The organism is Lactobacillus delbrueckii subsp. delbrueckii DSM 20074 = JCM 1012, assembly GCF_001433875.1.
GTDB classification, from domain to species: Bacteria; Bacillota; Bacilli; order Lactobacillales; family Lactobacillaceae; genus Lactobacillus; species Lactobacillus delbrueckii.
Genome location: NZ_AZCR01000024.1, coordinates 1,963 through 2,424 on the forward strand (window position 1 = coordinate 1,963; position 462 = coordinate 2,424).

At 48.1% G+C, this 462-nt stretch carries 1 protein-coding gene; it reads left to right on the forward strand.

Translation table 11 applies throughout. The features are described from left to right. Positions 1-228 precede the first annotated feature (228 nt). Positions 229-462: thiolase family protein (locus FD23_RS10405; RefSeq protein WP_483803743.1), on the forward strand; the 234-nt coding region annotated here is incomplete at its 3' end.

Sequence of the window (462 nt, forward strand, 5' to 3'; positions counted from 1 at the left end):
TTGGCGGCAAAATCAATGCTAGCTGGTCGGATGGCGTGATGAACTTCACGGTTACTTTCAAGCGGGTCCACTAAAAGCACTCCCTCGCGGGGTGTTTTTTAATATTTCGCTAAATCAAGCGCTTCACCAAGCAAGCAGGAAAAGATTATAGTAAAATATACTGGTTATAAAAAAGCTGAGCCAAGCTCAGCATCCCCAAAACAAAACTTAGTTGAGGAGAACAAACACATGCAAGATATTTATATTGTTGCGGCCAAGCGAACTCCATTTGGCCGTTACCACAAGCAATTGGCTGACTTTTCCGCCATCGACCTGGGCAAAATCGCCCTGCACGGCGCATTAAAAGAAGCCGGCCTTGACGCCGAAGTCCTGGATGCCCTCTTCATGGGCAATGTCCTGTCTGCCGGCTTAGGCCAAAATATGGCTCGGCAAATTGCTTTAAATGCCGGGATGCGGCAGGAC